The organism is Methanosarcina acetivorans C2A (assembly GCF_000007345.1).
Classification (GTDB): Archaea; Halobacteriota; Methanosarcinia; order Methanosarcinales; family Methanosarcinaceae; genus Methanosarcina; species Methanosarcina acetivorans.
On the sequence record NC_003552.1, the window covers coordinates 1,116,626 to 1,133,984 of the forward strand.

Consider the following 17,359-nt stretch of genomic DNA (forward strand, 5'->3'; position numbering starts at 1 on the left):
TTTTAGTTTGAGCACTGCAGCAAATCCTTGCAGCGCTGCAGGTCTTTAACGGTATTTATGTTTATTGCTAGTCTGGGATTATCAAGTATCAGATTAAAGTCTTCCTGTTCGTTTCGGATTTGTGAACTGTCAAGGATATTTATTCCCACAGGCACGATAAGTTTTCCATCCTTGTGAAATACGGTATCCGGTTTGGTTCCTGCTCCCTTGCAGACATTGATCGGGACATAAACGGAGAGTGCCGGCTTTCCTTCTTCCCTGTATTTCTCGATTACCGAATCAATAAGCTCGGAGTTGATCAGGGGCAGGTCTGACATGATTATCATTACGGGACCCGTCGTTGCCGAAGTCTCCACTGCATGAATCATGTCCCCTACATAGTTCCCGCCAAAGGTCCTTATTACCTGGACCTCGCCTTTGTAGCGTTCCTGAATCATGATTTCGGTCTTCGGGGTAACAGGGGAGACCGCTACGAAAACTTTGTCTATACTTTTTGTTGATCTAAGGGTATCAATCACATAGGTAATGAGTGGCTTTCCGAGCAGTTCTACGCAGGGCTTTTCCCCCATCCCAAGCCTCTGTCCGAACCCTCCTGCCATTACAATAGCGTCCATTCCAGACCTCCAGTATTTAATGAAAGTTCGAGGGTAACTGCAATAATTATCAGGGCAGTTATCCTTCCAATCTCGTTAGCCGTTCCGATTCCGTCGCCGTTCAGGCCTCCAAAGTGGGCATAACTCCTGTTAAGGAGTACGAGAGCCGAGATGCATGCTGCCAGGTAGGGAATCAGCCCTATCAGTCCGAAGGGCAGGAAGCATACAAACGCTCCGAAAATAAATCCTATCAGGAAATTTTTCCGGGTTGCTCCGTTTATTGTCATTTCCCCAAGGCCAGGATATGCCTGATTTTCCGGCCTTGGGAGCGGTTTTCCAAAAGCTGCAATTGTTAACATAGACTGCTTGGCGCTGACTTCCGCTATAAACATGGATGCGAACATAAGAAGCGGAAGATTGGAACCAAAAACATTAATGCCTTCGTCCTGGATCGATCTTATGGATCCGTAAAAGGCGAGCAGCACAAGCATGCCGAAAGCAACTCCTCCTGTCCCGAGGGTTGTGTCTTTTAAAGCCTTGATTTTTTTCTCATGGGACCCGTGGGCCATAAAGCCGTCTCCCATATCAGTGACCCCGTCAAGGTGGTTAAAGCCTGTAAAGTAATACACGGACCCCATGATAAGAGCTGCCAGGACGGGATCCGGGAAAATCAACTGCCCTATGTATGCAATTGCCCCTATGAGAAGCCCGAGTACGGCTCCCACGACAGGGTAGAAGTAGATCTTTTTCATGAGTTCGTCGATCCCTTCCATACTGATTCCTACAGGAATCGTGGTAAGGAAACCAAAACCCGACTTAAACGCAAGTAAATATGAATTCATTATTTCCCGCCTGTCTTTCAGTCTTTCCCCTCAAACTCTGCCATACCTCTTGAATACATATTGGAGGAGACCCCTCCGATAAGCCCTCCGATCACGTCGTCCATGAAAGGCCCCAGGTTTGCAAGGATCCCGGGTTTTATTTTGTCATACCTGACAAACTCGAATGTCCCTTTAGAGCCGCTGATATAGTTTGCGATGCTGTTGCCGAGCACTTCGTCTGCAATTATGAAACTCAGGTCTTTTTCATAGGAACTTTTGCTGAGGTTCGGAAGGTTTCCGGCTCTGCCTTCTCTCTCCAGCAGAATTCCGGAATAAATCAGGAGACAGAGGTTCGGATCCGAAAGAGCGAATTTGAGTTCTCTTTTAAACAGGGCTTCGGCTTTTTCCCTTGTCTCAAGCCCCGGGTGAGGGACGTACATTTCGAGAGCCGTGTCCGCAAGGTCCTGGACGCTTATGCCTTCTTCAGCCAGGACATCAAGGATATCAACGGTAGCTTTTCCCTCTACTTTTTCAGGTTGCCCTTCTTTCAGGTCCTTTTCCTCAATATCGGATAACTTCATACTGATCACTCCGGGGTTATTAAAATGTATATGGTTGGCTTTCTTAAATTATTTTGGCGGTTCATCTTTAAATGGTTAAGCTTAAATGACAAACAGGGTTTAAGCTTTTATGCCGATCAACCCGATGGGTTTTACTGCTTCCGGCATCACTTGCCGGACATATTCGGCCGTTCAGAATCCGGACTTCCACATATCCTAATTGATCGAAATTCCGTAAATTAGTGTGTCCTCATATGAGGGTAAATCAGATCACAAAGGTACATCAGGTCACAGGTAAATTCCCGTGATCTAGATCACTGCCACAAAAGCAACAAGTGAAAACCCTGAGGCAATTGCTATTAATTGGGATACCCTTTTTATATCTTTTACTTCGGTTTGCGGGTAAGAGGCTCCCAGCACATAGGTGTCAGGTTTTTCTAGTTTGACTCCAAGAGCTCCTGCAGTAGCAGCCATAGGATAGCCTGAATTGGGGGACGGGGTCTTCATCCCGTCTGCGAGAGCAGTTTTTACGCTGTCGAAGGGATTGATTTTTCTCCCTTTTCTGGGGAATAAGGATACTGTAATGGCTGCAGCAAGGATAAAGATAACTGAAATCCGCGCAGGGATCCAGTTCAATACATCATCGGACTTTGCTGAAAAGTATCCGAGTTCCCTGTAAGGCTCGGTTTTATACCCTACCATTGAGTCAAGGGTACTTATGGCTTTAAAGGCGTAGGCAGCCACAAGCCCGAATTCTCCGAAAAGGGCGTAGTAGAAAATCGGACTCAATATGCCGTCCACATAGTTTTCCGATACAGACTCCACAACTGCCGAAGACATCTGGTTTTTTGTCAGTTTGGAGGTGTTCCGGCTTACATAGATCGGAAGAAGTTCCCTGACTTTCTCCAGCTGGTTTTCTTCAAGATGTTTATAGATCTCTCTTGCAGGGCTCAGCAGACAGTTGATTGCAAAGGTGGCTTTCAGGAAGTAAGCTTCTATCAGGAGAGCTAAAAAACCAGGGATTCCCGGAAGGGCTGTAATATAGAGGATGGAATAACCCAGAAAAGACGCAAAGAAAACGCAGCAAAGAGCCATTGCAGTGCCGTAAAGTTTCCTGTGGGTTTTCGGGGCTGCATTTTTCAAAATATTGATTAATTTTCCTATCCAGACAACGGGATGAACAGCAGCGGGGGGTTCTCCGAAAATGATGTCTATGCCTGCGGCAAGCAGGAGTACCAGCGCAAGGTGCCCGCTGTCCGGGATGATCATAAGATAGGCTCCATCACTTTTTTCCAGGCTACTTTTACAAGTTCGTCCGTGTCTCCTTCCTGCATAAGGCAGTCAAGAATCTTCTGGGCAATTTCCTTTTTATGGACAAGGTGACAGTCAACACAGCTCCACACTTTGCCGCCTCTTGAGCTCTGGATCCATTTTCCCCCGGTTTTCTCGTTTCCACAGGGATAAAACGGGCAGAAGCAGAAGGTGCAGTTCTGGCCTTCAAAATGGCAGGGGTAATATTCGCAGGTCTTCCTGCCTCCTATACCTTCTTCACTGGCCTTTTCTATCACGTGCTTCAGTTCGTTCTTTGCCTGTTCCCTGCCCCATTCGGTGATAACTTCCCCGAGTGCAGCAATGAGCCGGTCATTTTCTTTTTCGGTCCTGACAGCAACCCTTATGTACTTTTTACCAAGGCCGTGGAAAGAGACGCAGTCCCGGATAAGGACACCCTTGGCTGCAAGCCTTTCAGCCAGCTCACTTGAGTTAAGCATGAACTTACTTATATCGACAAAGATGAAGTTAACATTCACTTCCCCGGCTTCAAGGCCCCTTATCCTGTCAATTTTGGCTTTGAGTGTTTCGCCTTCTTTCTGGATCATTTCCCTGGCTTTTTTCAGGTATGGGCTGTCAATCCCGCCTTCGATATTCAAAAATGCTACTCCGGTAGCATTTGCGATAGCTCCGAGGTTCCAGGACAGCCTTGCTGTATTCAGGATTTCAGCCATAGCAGGAGATGCTATCCCGAAGCCCATCCTTATGCCGGGAATTGCAAAGGCCTTTGTAAGGGAGCGCATGACAAAAACGTAGTCATTGTCTGCAGGAAGGTCTGCAACGCTCTGTGATGGGTCTGCAAGCTCGATGAAAGCTTCGTCAACATAAAGAAGAGTTTTATGTTCTCTGCAGCGTTCGGCAAGGACTTTAAGCTCTTCTCTACTGCGGAGTTTTCCTGTGGGGTTGTTCGGGTTACAGATAAAAAGGATCTTTGCTTCTTCCAGCAGCTCATCAGAAAGTGTATTTACCTCTTCCTGCGCAGGGTATACCGGTTCTGCTCCCGCGATCCGGCACTGCATTTCATATTCTCCGAAAGTGGGCCAGGGTAAAAGGATCTTATCTCCTTTTTCGACCACAGATTCGACTACAAGCCTAATTATTTCCGTTGAACCGTTGCCGGGAATAATATTCTGCGGTTTTACTCCCAGACATACAAACCTGGCCGCAGCTTCCCTGAACTCCAGATACCTGTTGTCAGGGTATTCCAGGAGTTTCGCACGAATCTCACTAATTATTTTGTCAAAGTTTATCCCGCTTTTCGGATAGTCAAAGGGACTACCAAGAGGGTTAAAGTTTGCACTGAAGTCGAGGATTTCGTTTTCGGGGATCCCGTACATCTCCGAAGTTGCCTGAATTAGCCCTCCATGTAAGCAGGGCTTCAGGGCCAGTAGATGCTCCCTTAAAGGTACACTTCTTTGCTCTGACACGTTGATCGCAAATATTTAGCGTGAATCCTGTATATTAAGTTGTTTATTATATTAGCCGGTCCAAACTTGCCTTTATTTGCTTTGTGGTTATTTGATTGCGAAAACTCTGCCTTCTGGAATCCATTCTACTTTATTTTACTCAATAAATATATTTCTTATGATTTCCTGCCTTTCAGAATATGGTTTTTTTATCTGTCAATCTGTGTTTGTATTTTTCATTTGTGGAAGGCAAATAACGAAAAAGTAAAATAGCTTGTTTTTAACTAATCCATCCAGATAGCTGAAGAGAAGCGGAATAAATCTCTTACAACTACAGGAATACGGGCTATTTGCGAGAATTTATATTATGTTTGTGGAATGTATAGAATGATTTTTCCTAAGATATGGCTGCGTATTCAGCAGAGTATGTCTTCAGCATATTTCCTTAATTTCAATATTTCTCTAAATTCGATCTATCAGGTGCATTAAAAAATGACAGTTAACAGGCCAAGAGGGACCCGGGACTTTTTACCCGCAGATACTGCCCGGAGAAGGTACGTGGAAAGCGTTATGCGAAATGTTGTCCGCAACTGGGGATACAGTGAAATCATTACGCCTACATTTGAACATCTGGACCTTTTTACCCTTAAGTCCGGGGAAGGCATAGTGGGGGAACTCTACAACTTCACGGACAAAGGAGGCAGGGATATGACCCTCAGGCCGGAACTTACGGCTCCTGTCATGCGGCTGTATGTAAACGAACTTCAGCCTTTTCCCAAGCCGTTGAAGTTATTCTACTTTGAAAATTGTTTCCGCTACGAGCGCCCCCAGAAAGGACGTTTCAGAGAATTCTGGCAGTTCGGAGTCGAACTCATCGGAAGCGGAAAATCCGACTCTGACGCCGAGGTTATTGCCCTTGCCGATGCCCTGTTAAAAGCTGTGGGCATTCAGGGTGACATGAAGCTCGGAAACCTTGCAGTGATCCGTACGCTTTTAAAAGGGCTTGAACCCGAGATCGTAAGTAAAGTAATGAGGCTTGTGGACAAGAAAGAGTATGCAGGTCTTGAATCCCTGCTTGAGGAAATCGGGGCAGAAGAACAGTTGAAGTCCGACCTCTTCCACCTGATACACCTTGAAGGCAAGTATATTCTCCCGAAGGTAAAAGAAATAGTCGGGAATATCCCCGAACTTGTAGGCTTTGAAAAGACTCTTAAACTTCTTGATGCGTACGGAGTCGATTACTCACTTGATTTCGGGATTGCCCGCGGGCTTGACTACTACACGGGTATGGTCTTTGAGGTTTATGCCGAGGGCCTGGGAGCTCAGAAGCAGGTCTGCGGGGGTGGCTCTTACCAGCTTATCCAGCTTTTCGGAGGTGGAGACGTGCCTTCCACGGGCTTCGGAATAGGTTTTGACAGGATTATGGAGATCTGCCCTCTCGTGCCGCCTGCATCCAAAAACCTTGTGCTGGTCTCAAAGCCCGCAACTCACATCGAAGCCGTAAAGGTTGCAAGCGAATTAAGAAATTACCTGCCTGTCCAGATAGACTTAATGGAGCGCAACTTTAAAGCCCAGTTCTCCTATGCAAACACCATTAACGCTGATTATGTGGTTATAGTCGGAGAAAAAGAACTCGAGGCAGGAAAACTGACTCTCAGGGATATGGTATCCGGAGAACAGGAACTTCTAACGCTGGAAGAGATTATTGAAAAAATTACAGGACAGCAGGATTGAAAGTTTTCCTTTTATTCTGTTTTGCAGGCTGTCTCATAACCATTTTAAATTGTACAATTGGGTAATACCCATTTCAATTTTTATTTCATTTCAACAATGAGAGATAATTTTCATGGATCAACATAGAGTATTTGTTATTCTCGCTCGAATTCCCCCTTTATTCCATCCTTTACTTCCTCCTCCAACTATCATTTTCAGCATACTTTTCAGGTTTTTCCCTTCTCTTTTTATAAAGTCTGCTATTTTCTTTATATTATGTACAGTACACATCATAACAAATTCAATTCCTGTCTTCCTTTTTCCTCTCAATAGGAATTCTCTGAACCCTCTATCCTGTTTCATCTGACCAAACACAGGTTCTACGGTAGACATTCTTTTCTGATACTTTTCTGTCCCCTTCTCTGTGTTCAGTTTATCCCTCATATCCTCCATCAAATGTTCCCTAGGATCTCTTGTTATTGTCCTTTTTCCGCTCTTAGTACATGCATTTTTCAGCACACACTGAGAACAATAGCTACATACATAATACCTTAAATCAGGTTCACCTTTCCTCTTTTGTATTCTTGTAAAGGGGATTTCAAATGCAGCAGGACAATAATAGCAGTCTTTTTGTTCATCGTATGTAAAAAGAGACTTCCTGAACCTCCTGGTTTTTCCTTCTTTTTCAGCTTTATAGAAATTGTCAGGAATATAAGCATCAATTCCTTCTTCCTGTAAAAATTCCAGATTCTCATATGAGAAATAACCTGCATCTGCAAGTACTATTGTTGGTTTATATCCCAGTGTGTTTTTTACATTCTGTATCATTGGTTCTATTTGATGAAGGTCGTTTTCTTCGTTGACAACGTCTGCTGCAACGATTATTTGCTCTTTTTCATCAACAGCAACCTGACAATTGTAGGAAGGTTTCTTGCTTCCATCTTTATGCTTCATAATTCGAGCATCGTTATCTGTGATGTTTATTTTTTTCAGCTTTTCTTCATCAAGCTTCTTCTTAGCAGCTTTTATTTTTTCCAGTCTTTTCTTCTTGTCAACAAGCTCTTCTGGAATCTGATATGGTGTTGAATCACCATAAATTTCATCTTCATGTTTATCTGTCTCAATACTCTCTTTAAGTATCTTATCTATTTCTTTTTCGAGAGCATCCGAACTCTTGCTCTGTCTTGATGAAGCATTTGCCTTAACCTTTGTTCCGTCAATTGAGATACTGGAACCAATCATATCCATTTCTTTACAAAATGTGACAACCTGGGAAAAGATTTCTTTTATAGGGCCAAGATGAGTTGAACGGAATCGACAAATCGTATGAAAATCAGGTTTTTGCATGGCTGCCAGATACATAAATGCAGTATCAGTTTGAGTCATTTGTTGCAGTTTACGTGAACTTCTAATGCCTATAAGGTAACCATAAAGTAATATTTTTAAAAGAGGTCTTGGATGATAGGCTGGGCAGCCTTCCTTAGAGTAAGTGGATTCAATAGCAGTGATATCAACGACATCTACGATGTCGTTTAGTACTCTGGCGATATGGTTTTCAGGAACAAAATCTTCCAGGTCTAACGGAAGTAAAAACTGCTGCTTTTGATCGTACTTTCGAAACATGGGAAACACTGGAATTTGTTTTGTAAAAAAGATAAAGATTACGGGTTTCTGACCCAAATGTATGATAGAGTATAGTTTTGAGACAACCTGTTTGGCTTTTTTTTTATTTTTTCCTTTCTTTTCATTTGCAATCTAGTAGCTCCTGGTTACGTTGATCTATTGCGGAATTCCAGAGATTATTTTTCGTTTTTCTCTTCCTGCGCCACGTGGGGGATGGAACCGCCTGTCAGCCAGATGATGCTTTTCTTAACTCTGGAAGCCGTTTTTCGATTCCCTCAAACATAATTGCTTCTGCTAGCTTGCCTATCTACTCTTCAAAAAAGAAGTGGATACCTATTTTTAGCACGTATTCCGCTCTCCTGGTTGAACTGGAAAGGAACGACATAATAACGTGAAACGTGTTATGCTATTTTTATAGTAAGATTTATATCAGTCTTATTATACTAAATGATGACTACTGTGTATATTTATTGTCTTATGCTCTCATTTAATCCCGAGACAATCTTTTTATAGTCTGACTGCCTAAAGTTTATTGCACCGAGTTTCCAAAGTTTTCCGAAATCCGGATCGGGGGGTAGAGTTACGGCTGGGAAAGCACAGGTTTTAGCCTGTCAAATTGTAACTGATGAGTCTGCAGTATGCGGGCTTCCTTTCAGGCTTACAGTTACGGGAGTTGTCTTTGCCGTACTTCTGCTCCTTTCTGCAATCCATGTTTCTGGTTTTCTGGAGCAGGCAAGGGAACAGGAAGCCCTGGATGAAGTTTCAAAACTAACAGCGGCTGCCGAACAGCTTTCCATGCGTGGAGAAGGGAGTGCAATTGCCTTTGAAATAAGGATACCCCAAAGGGTGTCTGTGGACTTTGGAGCTCTGCCCGGTTTGGAGAGACACTGGCCCGAGGATGCAGATAATTACTGTATAACTATAGGAGGGAAGTCAACCTTCTATCCTGCGGCTGCTTCCTTTTCGAATCCGGAGTGTGATGGACCATTTTCACTTGGTCCGGGCAGGCATATGTTGGTCCTTTCAACAAAGCTCGAACCCGAATCCGGTAGGCTTTTCGTCCTGATATCTGAAACAGGGGATGATAGAAAAACATGAGGTCAGGAGAAATCCGCAGGGAAAAGGATCTTTTAAAGGATGATTCGGCGTGGGCTGACTTTTTAATCTCAAAGGGAGCCCTTATCCTTGCCAGTGTAATCTTCTTTGCAGCCTTTTTTCAATTGATTGCAGGGTTTAAAGATCTTGAGGCTCAAGAACAGCTTGAGTTCCTTGCCAGGGATTTCAAAGTAGTGGTGGACGAAGCTGGAGCAGAGAGTTTTGAGAGAGAGGCTTCGGAAGAGTTTTCCTATCGCTTTGATGAGAACGAAATCTTTCGGGCTTCTCCGTTTGGGAAAAATATAGAGGTTTTGGTTTCAGGAGAGTATGTTCATTTGAAGGCAAAATATGATGAAAAAAGTTTCAGCGCTGTAAGACCCTTTGCTTTCAGGGTTCTGCCTTTCAACGAGTCCGTACTCCGGGAAAGTCTGCATACAGAGTTCGGAGCGGAGGGATGTGAAGACTCTCCTCTTACAGCTGAACTTCAGGAAATTAAGGCTTTCCTTCAGGTCTCAGGGGCCAGGGAAGTGGTTTTGAACGCAGGTGAAAACGTCTCCATAAAGAAAGAACTTATTTATTTGAAGGATAGTGAGGGGGTCTCTGCTTTTGGTTGCGTCCTTGTTTATCAGTAAGGTTGTGTCCCGACTTACCGGTAATTTACAGTCAGCTGGGAGAATATTCGCAGCCGGGACAAAATTCGGGAAAAAATCCGGCGCTTCATCCAGCACTTCATCTGGTATTTCGATCCTCAGGGATGAAAGGGGAGTCCTTGAACCTCATTCCGATCTTGTAGCCACTGCTCTTGCCGTTATAGGGTTAGTGGTTCTTACAGTTCTCCTGTCAAGGGCATATATGGGGTATGAAGACAGTTCTTTTGCCCTTGAGAACTACGAAAGTGCGTCTCTTCTTGCAGGAACGGTAGCAGAAGCACCTGTCCTTCATGCCGAAAACCCGGGTACGCTTTCGGCGTCAGCCCTTGACAAGCTTTCAGGGGCCGACGGGCATGATGAGAGTATGAAATTTTTTGCAGCCTTTTCCGGAAACTATCCTTTTCTGGTCGAAGTTCGGACCGAAGACGGGCGCTGGCAGTGGTTACTCGAACCCGATATGGTGGAACCCGGTTACCTTACGGGGAAACGGGAAAAAGTTGCGGCTTCAGTGCCGGTTGTAATCGAGTTAAGCCCTGCGGAATCAGTTCCCGGAACCCTTACTGTGGTGCTGTATAAAACTTCCTGGGTGTAAAAAAACTCAGGCCGGAGAGAGTATTGAAAACAGAAAGTGACAGGGTTCTGGAAAGGATCTCTGATTCAGGGGGTGAAATCTCTGAAGTCTTTGAAAGCTTCTCAAAATTCCGGAGTGCCAAACAATGTAAATAATGAAAAAGTAAAGGAAGAAGCTGTTAAGGAATTATCTGTTTATGTTACGGGGTCTTCCGTTTATATCAATGGATCTTCTAATCATGTCAAAGAATCCTCTATTAAGGAATCTTCGGCTTATTCCACAGTTTTTGATGCCCTGTTTTTGCTTGTATTAATCTCACTTTCCGGAGTTCTTCTTATGCCTTCCCTGCAGGCCGATGAGCAGTATGTTGCAGCCGGATATGTGACTTCTTCAGAAATGGACACTTATCTGCTCGAGTCCCTGCTTTCCTGCAAACTTGAGGACTTTGAGTACGAAATCTCTCCTCTTTCGGTGCTGAATGTTTCAGTCCCCGAAAACTCGGTTGTGGAAAGTCCTGCTCACACTCTTTTCGGGAAGGAACAGAAACACAGGACTTTTGCTGACCTGACCGCCGACTACCTTGCCATCTCCCTTTCCCTGTCAAAAAACGGTTCAGCCGTTTCTCTCAATCCCCTTGCTGAGGACTATTCGGCTCAGGCTTCCGAAGCTATCGCAATTTATCTGGACAGGAAAATCGCAGGAAGGTTTTCTTATCGGTTTGAAGCTTACTGGTATCCCGTGGAAGCTTTTCCTCTGGGGAGTGAACTTATAGTTGGGGACAAGCCTCCTGCAAATGCTATCCGGCAGAGTACAAAGCTCTCCATGCCCCTTTATGCCAGTGCACCTTCCAGGGGTTCCCTTCTTGCCTGCGTAAATGATTCCGTGCTTGAAGCTTCTCTTAACGTTTCTGAGGAAGAGGCTTCAAGAGAACTTTTCCGGGCTTTTAATGCTTCTCTTGATGCTGCAGCGCTTGAAGGGGCGGAAACGGTTGTTGGACTGATTTTCCCGTCAGACTATTCGGGGTCTGTTTTTGGAGAAGAAGCCGATGAATCTTTTGAGACCCTGCTTTACGGGGTTTCTGAAAATGCGGGTGAAGCCAATTCCTCCTCAACGGAAGACGAATTTAATGCTTATCTCTCAACCCTTCTTGAATCCGGGTTTGCCCCTGATTCGGAGCCCTATCCCGAAAACTATTCCGAAAATGTATCCGCGGCAGAACTCTCTCTGCTTGAAGACCTGCTGGCGGACCACATCCGAACAGAGATAAGGGCAGAACTTGAAGCTGAATTTTCGGGCGAGATTAATGAGACTGTTCATTCCATAATCGAAGTTGAAGATCTCTCTGAGGCTCAGGCTCTTAGGGATGCCCGGATAGAGGAAATTTACAGACAGGTAAATCCTGGGGGGGCAAGGATAGTCCTTTATCTCTGGAAACCGTTTTAACAACCTGAAATCCCGGAATTCCGACACAAAGTATATATCCTATGGTGCGTTCTCTAGTCATGTTTTTACCGAAAACTTATGCTTTTGCAGGAGTTCCTGAAAAAAGCCACGCAGCAGTTTGCTGTGGCGGATTAAATCTCCCGATCGATTTGTTGGTCCGTTATAATCGGTAAAGATATAACTTCAACCCGAAGAGCACTCTTTCGGGTATCGATCAATTGATATCAGGAGAATCATTATGGCAAAAATGCACACCAAAAGAAAAGGCAAGTCTTCCTCCACCAGGCCTATCAGAACCGATCCGCCTGAGTGGTGCAAGATTGGAGCAGACGAAGTTACCACAATTGTCCTCGACCTCTGGAAACAGGGTGTCTCCACAGCCGAAATCGGCATGGTTTTAAGAGACCGCTACGGAGTCCCTGACGCCAAGCTCATAACAGGTAAGAAGGTCACAACGATTCTCAAGGAAAACAATGTTGCTCCTAACATTCCCGAAGACCTTACCAACCTTATCGTAAAGGCTCTGGGACTGAGGAAGCACCTTTCTGTTAACAAGAAAGACGTCCACAACAAGCGTTCCCTTAACCTTACAGAATCCAAGATCAGAAGGCTTGTTAAATACTACAAACAGGAAAAGGTACTCCCAAGAGACTGGTTCTACAAGCCTGAAACCGCAGAAATGATGATTACCAGGTAATCCTGGAATTTTTGATTTAATTAATAGGGTTTGCCAGAAGGCAAACCTCTCTATACTTTTTTAATGTGTGAACCCCTTCTGTACTCTGATATGAGAGTTCAGAAAGTGTAGTCCAATGTTTTTTTGGTCATAGTCGTTTTTCATTGTTCCATTATAACTTTCGTTATCTACTTGCAACGTAGCCTGTGCTGCAGTCCCATGCAGGGCTCCCCGGGACGACACATCGAATTCCTGAAACCTCTCCAATGACCACAGGTAGACCGTATACCTCTTCGATTACCTGAGGGGTAATTATTTCCACCCCTCCGTGGGCATGAATTTTTCCCCCTTTCAGAAGGATAAACCGGTCTGCATATCTGAGGGCCTGGTTAAGGTCGTGCATCGTCATCACAGCCGCGATCCCGTGTTCAAGGACTATCTTCCGGATAATAGCCAGGATCTCCACCTGATTCTTCAGGTCAAGGCTGCTTGTCGGCTCGTCAAGGAGCAGGACTTTTGGCTCCTGGACAAGGGAACGGGCTACTGCTACCTTCTGAAGTTCTCCTCCGCTCATCTCATCGATATAGGACAGGCGCAGGTTTTCCATCGAGAGCAGCCTGAAGACTGAATCGACGATCTTTAGGTCCTTTTCCGTAATATTCCATTTTATATGGGGCCGCCGTCCGAGAAGGACTGCATCAAAAGCTGTCAGCCTTCCTGTCTCCACGCGCTGCGGGACATATCCGATACGTCGGGCAATCTCCATTGTCCCGAGGTCGAAAAGGTTTTCCCCGTCGATATGGACTGCTCCCTCTTTCGGATGGAGAATTCTGTTCAGGCATTTTAACAGGGTAGTCTTGCCAACGCCGTTTGGTCCCAGGATTGCGACAACTTCGCCTTCATCGATCGAAAAGGCAATCTCGTTAAGGATCTTGCGGTTATGATATAAAAACTGAAGTTCTTCTACAGAAAGGATTATCGTTGATACCCCCTAATAAGCAGATAAATAAACGTAGGTGCCCCCATAAAAGCGGTGAGCACGGAAACCGGAAGCACGTATGGTGCTATTATAAGCCTCGCGGCTGTATCCGAAATAAGAAGGAGTAGTCCTCCCATAACGGCAGAGCCCGGGATCAGGTACCTCTGGTCGTCCCCTATGAGCCGCCTGACCATATGTGGGCAAATTAATCCAACAAAGCCGATGACCCCTAGAAAGGCTACAATTACTGCCGATACCAGCGCTGCCACAACCATGCCTATAAGCCTTATTTTTTCCACATCGACTCCGAGTCCCTTTGCGGTCTCGTCTCCTGCATCGATAGCGTTATAGTTCCAGCGGTTGATGGCGAAAAATAAGATCGCAAGCAGGACAATTCCTGTCATAATTGCCAGTTCATTCCAGTTTGCTCTCCCAACATCTCCAAATGTCCAGAAAACGACGGCAGCAAGCTGGGTGTCGTCAGCAAAATACTGCAAAAACATTGTTCCTGCTGTGAAGAGAGAAGAGAGTGCAACTCCGGCAAGCACCATTACTTCAGGAGAAGATCCCCGTATCCGGGAGATGATGAGGATTATCCCTGTTGCGAGGAGACAAAAGAAGAATGCAGTCATAGTTGTCAGGTAAGGGTTGTTGATCGTAACTGCATTTGCAACAGTTGACTGCATTTTTCCTGTTCCGAGGATGATCACAGAGACGGCAGCTCCGAAAGCGCCTGCATTCGAGATCCCCAGGGTAAACGGAGAGCCCAGGGGATTGCGCAGGATCGACTGCATCACCACTCCTGTTATGGAGAGTCCGATTCCCGCAACAATTGCCGCAAGCGCCTGGGGGAGGCGGATGTTCCAGATAATAGCATCCCACTTGGTTGAGACATTTTGCCCCATCAGTGTTTTTAGTACCTCATAGGGGGGGATGGATACGGCCCCAACAGAGATAGAATATATAAACATTAAGAAGAGGAGGATGACTCCCCCCAGGATATAGATGGATTTGCGTCGTACATATCCGAGGTAGTCAGCCGGAATCTCTCCATTGTAAAGGTGCACTTCTTTGTACCCTCCGTTTTACAGAGAAAGCTGTGTGAAGCCAAGGTCATCGTATTGCGCATTCAGCTCTGAAAATACAGGCTTTCCCACAAAGAAGGTGAATATCTCCTCAGCTTTTGTCTCCGGATCGATATCTTCAAACCGGTCCGGGTAGAGAACTTTCCCAACGTAATAGGCGTTTGAAAGTACTGACTCGTGGTTTGTACTGTAGTAATTATAGGGTACTACACCGTAGACATTTCCATTCTTCACAGCTGAAAGTCCTGCGAGTGAGGAATCTGTCTTTAGCTCGTTGATGGCTCCGCCGTCCCCAAGCTGAATTGTTCCTACGTCAACAAAGATATATTCAGGGTCCCATTCTACGAGTTTTTCTTTGGATATGTCGGCATGGTCCACCCCGATTCCGGAGGCAACATTGTTTGCATGCACCCAGAGGAATGGGGCATAAGATGGCTCTGTGGAAATTATCCCGTGGGCTCCTGCACTGCTCACTCCGCCTACATAAACTGTCCTTTGTTCGGCTTCGGGAATGTCTGCCGTCCTGTTATCAAGGTCTTCCATTATTGCTTCAAAGTAAGAAATCACTTCTTCTGCTCTTTCTTGCTTTCCGACAACTTCTCCCATTAACCGGATAGAGCTGTAAATATCAGCTTTATCTTCCTCGCTTCTTGTAGACCCGTATGGGAAGGCGATTACAGGTATGCCTGTTTTTTCCTGGAGCTCGTCGGCATTTGCGGCAGCAGTTGCAGGGTCGTTTGAATCCGTTTTGAGGATGACCTGCGGGCCGATTGCGATGATCTTTTCAGGGTCATCATTGCCTCTGAATTCGCCTATCAGCGGATAGTCCTTCAGTTGAGGATTTGCAAGGGCGTAGGGACGACCTTCGATCTCTGACTCCCTTGTCTCTATGCTGTCAACTCCGACTATGAGGTCCTGGGCCTGAAGGTATACAAGGTAGCGCAGGCACCCTGCTCCTGAACAGACGACACTTTCGACGTTTGAAGGTATAGTGACTTCTCTACCGAACCCGTCCGTAATTGTGACTTCTGCCGACTCTACCGATTCATCGGTACCTGTTGTGATCCCTTCAGAATCAGCCTGAACCGTGCTTTTTGCATCTTCGGACGATGTGGTGTTGTCCGTGCATCCTGAACTTGCGATCAGGGAAACGATAAGCACTCCGATGAAAATAAGTTTCTTCAATTTAATACCTGGGGAGATTTTCATGTTACTTTCCTCTATTTTACTAGAGAATGTGTATTACATAAAGTTAACTAATTTTTTCAAATAATTCTTACAATGTCAATTATTTATTAGAATTGGTGTGATTTGTTACGATTTTGATTTTGATTGATGGTATCCGTGCTTGTGGAAGTAGTGTTTTATGGACCCATTATTATGGACCCATTATTATGGACCCATTATTATGGACCCGTTATTATGGACCCGTTATTATTCATTCCCGACACTGTGATGTCTTGTAACCGTTAACTTTTTTGATAGGTTCAGAACGGAAAAACCCTGGCTTAAAGGAAGCTCCGATAGAAATCTCGGAATAGAAAATTCAGGCTCAAAAAAGGTCGCAATCGAAAACTAGGAATAGGAAAATCGAGTTCAAAATAAGTTCAATAAAAATGTCTGAAAAACCTGAAAAACGAAAGAATAATATCAGAAGGAGAAGGACCTAAATTTCAGTATTCAGGCTCCATCCCTTCAATTTGCGAAAAGGCTTTTTCCATTTTAGATCCTTCTTCCACACGCTGTTTTTTTGCCTTCTCCTGATTAATCGCCTGGACAGCTACGCTGTAGAGATTTTCCATTTCACGGGCTGTCTCCAGGGTGAGTACAGATAGGACCTGAGGGTACTCGCCACTGCGCACGATTATCCCCTTAAATACATGCCCTACGGCTCCAGATAACTTTTCGATTTCAGTAGAGATATCATCTATGCTCAGGTATTTGCGGTCGCCTTTGATCACAATCATTGCCCTGCTCGCTTCTTCATAAACATCGGTTGAAAACAGAAGACTTGAAGGGGAAAGTGAATTCTGGATTGCTGTTTTGATAGGTATTTCCTTATCAGCCCTGAAAAAACCCATCGTTGCAAGGCCTGCTCCCCCGCTCATGACAGTCTGAAAATCCCCAAGGTCTGTTACCATCATCATCTCACTGTCGAGGGCATCAAGCAGGAAGAGTATACGTTCGGCAATCATGTCGTTAATGCCATCATAGGCTTCCTGAATGCTTCCTCCGATGTTTTTAAGGTACTGGTTATCTGCAAGGATTATTCCATCAGCTCCGTTCTGGCGGATTTCCTGAATCGAAAAGGCGGTATTTTGCAGATAAAGCGTTCCCTCTTCCCTGAAAGGGAGGACAACGAGACAATAAACAGGATAATTATATCGTTTTTTCATCTCTTTTACGAGAAGAGGGGTAAACGAAGAACCGGTCCCCCCGGAAGCCGAGGTTATCACAAATGCCATATCAAAATTGCCCCTGTCCTCAATCTGCCGCATTATTATCTCTTTTTTCTCCTCAAAAACCTGCTTTCCGACATTCCGGTTTGCACCAACCCCATGCAGGTGCTCAATATGGATTCTATCCTTCGCTTTTGTAAATTTCATCTCTTTCAGGTCATTAATTGCAGTGTTCAGTGCAAGAGTTTCGACATGGCTTTTAAATCTCTGCGTGGAATAAAACCTGGCAAGTTTGCCGCAGCTTTTCCCCCCTCCCAGTGCATGCCGGTTAATGGAATCAAGAATCCTGTTCCCGCATTGCCCGTTTCCTATTATCAGTATATTGAGCAAAAAACTCCTCCATTTCAAGAATATTT

Annotated in this window: 17 protein-coding genes; 6 read left to right on the plus strand and 11 right to left on the minus strand. The window is 45.0% G+C overall.

The window, feature by feature from the left end:
* Positions 1–2: 2 nt before the first annotated feature.
* The 5 genes from MA_RS04870 to cobD form a co-directional block, all read right to left on the minus strand.
* Complete coding sequence (locus MA_RS04870) at positions 3–614, minus strand: NTP transferase domain-containing protein (protein ID WP_011020976.1); 612 nt, start codon at positions 612–614, stop codon at positions 3–5.
* On the minus strand, positions 599–1,435 hold the full coding sequence (gene cobS / locus MA_RS04875) for an adenosylcobinamide-GDP ribazoletransferase (protein ID WP_011020977.1): 837 nt from the start codon (positions 1,433–1,435) through the stop codon (positions 599–601). Before cobS ends, MA_RS04870 begins: the two co-directional genes overlap by 16 nt.
* A 17-nt stretch (positions 1,436–1,452) precedes the next feature.
* Positions 1,453–1,995: an alpha-ribazole phosphatase CobZ gene (cobZ, locus tag MA_RS04880; protein WP_048065005.1), complete on the minus strand. Its 543-nt coding sequence runs from the start codon at positions 1,993–1,995 to the stop codon at positions 1,453–1,455.
* Positions 1,996–2,283: 288 nt separating this feature from the next.
* Positions 2,284–3,243 (minus strand): cobalamin biosynthesis protein, encoded by a 960-nt coding sequence (locus MA_RS04890; RefSeq protein ID WP_011020979.1) that lies wholly within the window; start codon positions 3,241–3,243, stop codon positions 2,284–2,286.
* Positions 3,240–4,730, minus strand: coding sequence for a threonine-phosphate decarboxylase CobD (gene cobD, locus MA_RS04895; RefSeq protein ID WP_011020980.1), 1,491 nt, complete (start codon positions 4,728–4,730; stop codon positions 3,240–3,242). Before cobD ends, MA_RS04890 begins: the two co-directional genes overlap by 4 nt.
* A gap of 471 nt (positions 4,731–5,201) precedes the next feature.
* On the opposite strand from cobD, the gene hisS reads away from it, so the two are divergent.
* The gene (gene hisS, locus MA_RS04900) at positions 5,202–6,443 is read left to right on the plus strand and encodes a histidine--tRNA ligase (protein ID WP_011020981.1); all 1,242 of its coding nucleotides are present in this window, start codon (positions 5,202–5,204) and stop codon (positions 6,441–6,443) included.
* A gap of 117 nt (positions 6,444–6,560) precedes the next feature.
* On the opposite strand, the gene MA_RS04905 is transcribed toward hisS, so the two are convergent.
* Positions 6,561–8,045, minus strand: coding sequence for an IS1182-like element ISMac1 family transposase (locus tag MA_RS04905; protein WP_011020521.1), 1,485 nt, complete (start codon positions 8,043–8,045; stop codon positions 6,561–6,563).
* 611 nt (positions 8,046–8,656) lie between these two features.
* Positions 8,657–8,842: a hypothetical protein gene (locus MA_RS28405; RefSeq protein WP_226990764.1), complete on the minus strand. Its 186-nt coding sequence runs from the start codon at positions 8,840–8,842 to the stop codon at positions 8,657–8,659.
* On the opposite strand from MA_RS28405, the gene MA_RS28410 reads away from it, so the two are divergent.
* The 5 genes from MA_RS28410 (at position 8,841) to MA_RS04935 (ending at position 12,501) form a co-directional block, all read left to right on the plus strand.
* Positions 8,841–9,143 (plus strand): hypothetical protein, encoded by a 303-nt coding sequence (locus tag MA_RS28410; RefSeq protein ID WP_011020983.1) that lies wholly within the window; start codon positions 8,841–8,843, stop codon positions 9,141–9,143. The genes MA_RS28405 and MA_RS28410 overlap by 2 nt on opposite strands.
* Positions 9,140–9,772 (plus strand): hypothetical protein, encoded by a 633-nt coding sequence (locus tag MA_RS04920; RefSeq protein WP_011020984.1) that lies wholly within the window; start codon positions 9,140–9,142, stop codon positions 9,770–9,772. Before MA_RS28410 ends, MA_RS04920 begins: the two co-directional genes overlap by 4 nt.
* Entirely contained in the window at positions 9,747–10,382 is a 636-nt protein-coding gene (locus MA_RS04925; RefSeq protein WP_226990765.1) for a hypothetical protein, read from the plus strand. Before MA_RS04920 ends, MA_RS04925 begins: the two co-directional genes overlap by 26 nt.
* Positions 10,383–10,496: 114 nt before the next feature.
* Positions 10,497–11,804: a DUF7284 family protein gene (locus tag MA_RS04930; protein WP_011020986.1), complete on the plus strand. Its 1,308-nt coding sequence runs from the start codon at positions 10,497–10,499 to the stop codon at positions 11,802–11,804.
* 238 nt (positions 11,805–12,042) lie between these two features.
* Positions 12,043–12,501 carry a 30S ribosomal protein S15 gene (locus MA_RS04935; protein WP_011020987.1) on the plus strand — a complete coding sequence of 153 codons (459 nt, stop codon included), beginning with the start codon at positions 12,043–12,045 and terminating at the stop codon, positions 12,499–12,501.
* A gap of 163 nt (positions 12,502–12,664) precedes the next feature.
* Here the strand turns inward: MA_RS04935 and MA_RS04940 are convergent, their stop codons facing one another.
* From MA_RS04940 to MA_RS04955, 4 genes are all read right to left on the minus strand, one after another.
* Positions 12,665–13,459, minus strand: a complete 795-nt coding sequence (locus tag MA_RS04940; RefSeq protein WP_048065008.1) for an ABC transporter ATP-binding protein — start codon at positions 13,457–13,459, stop codon at positions 12,665–12,667.
* The gene (locus MA_RS04945; RefSeq protein WP_011020989.1) at positions 13,456–14,526 is read right to left on the minus strand and encodes a FecCD family ABC transporter permease; all 1,071 of its coding nucleotides are present in this window, start codon (positions 14,524–14,526) and stop codon (positions 13,456–13,458) included. The genes MA_RS04940 and MA_RS04945 overlap by 4 nt, the downstream gene beginning before the upstream one ends.
* Before the next feature lie 18 nt (positions 14,527–14,544).
* The gene (locus MA_RS04950) at positions 14,545–15,753 is read right to left on the minus strand and encodes an iron ABC transporter substrate-binding protein (RefSeq protein ID WP_011020990.1); all 1,209 of its coding nucleotides are present in this window, start codon (positions 15,751–15,753) and stop codon (positions 14,545–14,547) included.
* Positions 15,754–16,217: 464 nt separating this feature from the next.
* A complete protein-coding gene (locus MA_RS04955) occupies positions 16,218–17,333 on the minus strand; it encodes a tubulin/FtsZ family protein (protein WP_048066160.1) in 1,116 nt (371 codons plus the stop codon).
* Between the last annotated feature and the right edge of the window lie 26 nt (positions 17,334–17,359).

What these genes read in the sequence shown, in the direction of transcription:
- MA_RS04950 (WP_011020990.1), bottom strand. Translation starts at nt 15,753, where the DNA reads ATGAAAATCTCCCCAGGTATTAAATTGAAGAAACTTATTTTCATCGGA.
- MA_RS04890 (WP_011020979.1), bottom strand. Translation starts at nt 3,243, where the DNA reads ATGATCATCCCGGACAGCGGGCACCTTGCGCTGGTACTCCTGCTTGCC.
- MA_RS04920 (WP_011020984.1), top strand. Translation starts at nt 9,140, where the DNA reads ATGAGGTCAGGAGAAATCCGCAGGGAAAAGGATCTTTTAAAGGATGAT.
- MA_RS28405 (WP_226990764.1), bottom strand. Translation starts at nt 8,842, where the DNA reads ATGGAAAGCTGTTCGGCAGCCGCTGTTAGTTTTGAAACTTCATCCAGG.
- cobS (WP_011020977.1), bottom strand. Translation starts at nt 1,435, where the DNA reads ATGAATTCATATTTACTTGCGTTTAAGTCGGGTTTTGGTTTCCTTACC.
- MA_RS28410 (WP_011020983.1), top strand. Translation starts at nt 8,841, where the DNA reads ATGCGTGGAGAAGGGAGTGCAATTGCCTTTGAAATAAGGATACCCCAA.
- MA_RS04905 (WP_011020521.1), bottom strand. Translation starts at nt 8,045, where the DNA reads ATGTTTCGAAAGTACGATCAAAAGCAGCAGTTTTTACTTCCGTTAGAC.
- cobZ (WP_048065005.1), bottom strand. Translation starts at nt 1,995, where the DNA reads ATGAAGTTATCCGATATTGAGGAAAAGGACCTGAAAGAAGGGCAACCT.
- hisS (WP_011020981.1), top strand. Translation starts at nt 5,202, where the DNA reads ATGACAGTTAACAGGCCAAGAGGGACCCGGGACTTTTTACCCGCAGAT.
- MA_RS04870 (WP_011020976.1), bottom strand. Translation starts at nt 614, where the DNA reads ATGGACGCTATTGTAATGGCAGGAGGGTTCGGACAGAGGCTTGGGATG.
- MA_RS04935 (WP_011020987.1), top strand. Translation starts at nt 12,043, where the DNA reads ATGGCAAAAATGCACACCAAAAGAAAAGGCAAGTCTTCCTCCACCAGG.